Source organism: Okeania sp. SIO3B5 (assembly GCF_010692555.1).
In the GTDB taxonomy this organism is placed as follows: domain Bacteria; phylum Cyanobacteriota; class Cyanobacteriia; order Cyanobacteriales; family Microcoleaceae; genus Okeania.
Window position 1 is genome coordinate 1 of sequence record NZ_JAAHHG010000745.1, and the last position, 3,598, is coordinate 3,598.

A 3,598-nucleotide genomic window follows, 5' to 3' on the forward strand; every position below is an offset into this window, starting at 1 on the left:
TTACAAACAGCTCCGTCAGAAGACTTAAAACCTGGTGAAGAAGAAATTGAATTATGATATATAGAGCTTATTTGGGAGATGGGGAGATGGGGTGATGGGGTGATGGGGGGATGGGGTGAGAAAAAAAAGCTATAGCAATGTGCGCTGGCATATTTACAAATCACAGGAAGTGTCCAATAGCTCAAAGTCTTATATTATAGTAAGAACATTATTGTTTGGAGGAGAAGCTGTCGATCCTAGTTGGGTAAAACAAATTTTAGAAAAAGGGAGTCCAGAGAGATTACTTCATGTCTATGGGCCAACAGAAAATACGACTTTCTCTAGCTGGTATTTAGTAGAAAATATATCAGAAGGTGCAACAAATTTACCGATTGGTTGTCCCCTATCTAACACTCAGTTTTTTGTTCTCGATCGCCACCTTCAACCTGTTCCTATTGGAGTACCAGGAGAATTATATGTTGGGGGAGATGGTTTAGCTAGAGGTTATCTAAATCGACCTGAGTTAACAGCAGAGAAGTTTATCGACAACCCTTTTGATTCTGGAAGCAAGACCAGTAAATTTTATAAGACTGGGGATTTAGTACGCTATCTACCCAATGGCAATATTGAGTTTCTCGGAAGAATAGACACTCAAGTAAAAATTCGGGGATTCCGCATTGAATTAGGAGAAATTCAAGCGATTTTATTGACTCATCCCCCAGTTGAACATGGAATTGTTATTCCACGGGAAGATACACCGAATAATAAACGCTTATTTGCCTATGTTGTCAGCAAAAATCCCGATCTAACTCCTGTGCATCTACGGCAGTTTCTTCTAGATAAACTGCCTGAGTATATGATTCCTTCCGGGTTTGTTATACTAGAAAAGCTCCCGATAACTTCCAATGGTAAAGTAGATAGAAAAGCATTACCTGCTCCAGATATAGAATTAACTAGAACAGAAGAGTTTGTCGCTCCAAAAAACAAAATAGAACAGACTTTAGCTGAAATTTGGCAAGATGTTTATAGTTTCATCTGACAATTTTTCTCTCCCCGAACAATCCTATGGTCGTCAAAGTATTTGCTTATCAGCTTCATCTACAGCAGCACTAGATGTTCTGGTAAAACAAAATCGTCTCACCTTAAACATTCTCGTACAAGGAGTTTGGGCACTGCTCTTAAGTTGCTATAGCGATCAATTGGATATCGTATTTGGAGCATCTGTTTCTGGTCGTCCTCCAGATATTTTAGGAGTTGAGTCTATGGTTGGTTTGTTTATTAATACTGTACCGATCCGATTCTCAATTACTCCCAATATGTCCCTGTGGTCTTGGTTACAAGAAAATCAACAGCAACAATTGCAACAAAAATCCTATGAATACTGTTCCCAAGGACAAATCCATGAATGGAGCGAACTATCAAGTTCATCGCGCTTATATGATAGTATTCTAGTATTCGAGAACTATCCAATTGATACCTCAGTCGCCGAATTTTCAGACTTTAATATTAGTCTCAATCAAAATTATTCTGTAGGGGCACAAACCAAATATAGCTTAACTATTCTTGCTATTCCCGGTTCCGAACTTAAGCTCAATGTTGTCTATAATCAATATCAACTTGACAATTCTGAAGTGATTAAAATTCTCGATCATTTCCTACAATTTTTCAACTACATTATTCAGAATCCAGATGCAAAATTGTCCGATCTACAAAACATTATTCCGGAAGCTGAAATTCCCCAAATCAGATTAGATTTACAACCAACTGATAATGAGGAAAAACCACCCTTTATTTTGCCACGAGATACTCTGGAACAGCAACTTGCCAAAATTTGGTCAGATATTCTCCAGGTCTTCCCAATAGGAATTCAAGACAATTTTTTCAATCTTGGTGGGCATTCTCTGTTGGCCTTAAAACTTATGGCTCAAATTGAGCAAGAATTTGGCAAAAATCTCCCCTTATCTACTCTTTTTCAAGCTCAAACTATTGAAAAACTTGCAACTATTCTGCGAGAATCGACAAACTCAATTTCTTGGTCTCCTCTGGTGCCGATTCAAACCCAGGGTGATAAACCTCCATTCTTTTGCGTACCTGGAGCAGGAGGAAACGTTATTTATTTTTCTAACTTAGCTCGCTATTTAAGTTTAGACCGACCTTTCTATGGTTTGCAAGGCGTTGGTCTTGATGGAGAATCAGAGCCTTATACCAGTATTGAAGATATTGCAGACAACTATATTAAATATATCAAAACTGTTCAACCTAAAGGGCCTTATTATTTAGGTGGTCATTCTTTTGGTGCTTTAGTTGCATTTGAGATAACTCAACAACTTAAAAAGCAAGGGGATGAAGTAGCTCGGTTAGTCATAATTGAGACTCCAATTCCCGATGCTTTAGAAAATAAACCTAATATCGATCGAGATTGGGATAATTCTAGGAAGCTCATCTTAGTTGTGGCGTTAATTGAACAATTGTTTGGTAAAGAGCTTGAAGTATCAAGAGAAATCCTTGAATCTCTGGAATCAGAGGAACAATGGAACTATATTTATGAAAGGTTACAAACGATTGACTTTTTTCCTCCAGGTACAGGTACTCAACAAATTCGTGGTTTTGTCAGAGTTTTAATGAGCGATTATGAAGCAACCTATTCTTATCATCCACAGACAAATTATCCGATTCCGATTTCTCTATTTAAAGCCAGTGATATAGTCACAGAAACAATGGCAGAAAAGGGATTTGGACATACTATAAAACAGGAGATAGAAAGCGATATGCTCTGGGGTTGGGGAAAATACTCATCTCAACCTGTAGAAGTGTATAATGTTCCTGGTAATCATCTAACGATGATAGCGGAACCTCATGTTCAAGTGTTGGCTGAAACGTTACGGGATTGTCTATTTTGACGTTGTGTGGAGAGAAGCTCACGGGGTTGCAAGCTAGTTGAAAGCCATATATAGAAAGGGATTTGCCTTAGGGAATTGAATAATCTCACGGGGTGACAAGCTGGCCTAAAACTAGGAAAGCTGATATGAGCGTGCCAACTCGTAGTTGCTAACTGATATCATGTCCGGTTGAATAATTAGACTTTGGTGGAAGGAAGGCAGCGGGAGCTGGAGGCAGGAGGCAGAAGGTTTTCTTCTATTGTCAACTTAATTTTATACACGCTCCGATGCTGCCGGACATGATATGAAGGGAAAAACTATCGTCCGTTGGGGAAAACGTCCATGGCAGATTGAAGGTTTCTTTAAAACGGCCAAACATCAATTTAGTCTTCATCGTTTTGGACAAAAAACTTTATTAGGTGTTTATCGTTGGTTAATTCTTTCTGCTGAATTGAAAATGACAGCGCGGGACTTTCCCGCTGGGAAAGTTAAAGTGTTATTGGCCACAGTGTTCCACTTATAATTTTGCTTACCGAAAAATTGGGTTTAAAGCCTCCCCTTTGAAGGGGACTTTTTATTTTATTTGTAAGTGAATTGAATATATGCTACAGTTTTATTAGTTGCCGGGGGGCACTCGGAAACTCGTGCGCGGACGTGGAGGGAAGCGTTAGACTACCGCCAAGGAAGCAGCACCCTGTGTTAGCGACAGCTATGCGAAGCAAAGCGTCAACCCGCCGAGG

At 39.2% G+C, this 3,598-nt stretch carries 2 protein-coding genes and 1 pseudogene; all 3 read left to right on the forward strand.

Annotated features, from left to right (window positions below):
* Positions 1-169 precede the first annotated feature (169 nt).
* Complete coding sequence (locus tag F6K54_RS41835) at positions 170-1,018, forward strand: AMP-binding protein (RefSeq protein WP_293090392.1); 849 nt, start codon at positions 170-172, stop codon at positions 1,016-1,018.
* Positions 999-2,879 carry an alpha/beta fold hydrolase gene (locus tag F6K54_RS41840; RefSeq protein ID WP_293090393.1) on the forward strand — a complete coding sequence of 627 codons (1,881 nt, stop codon included), beginning with the start codon at positions 999-1,001 and terminating at the stop codon, positions 2,877-2,879. The genes F6K54_RS41835 and F6K54_RS41840 overlap by 20 nt, the downstream gene beginning before the upstream one ends.
* Positions 2,880-3,165: 286 nt before the next feature.
* Positions 3,166-3,303, forward strand: a pseudogene (locus F6K54_RS41845) (IS701 family transposase); the annotation flags it as partial.
* Between the last annotated feature and the right edge of the window lie 295 nt (positions 3,304-3,598).

Bases quoted from the DNA above. Each gene is read 5' to 3' on its own strand.
- F6K54_RS41840 (WP_293090393.1), top strand. From the start codon at position 999: ATGTTTATAGTTTCATCTGACAATTTTTCTCTCCCCGAACAATCCTAT.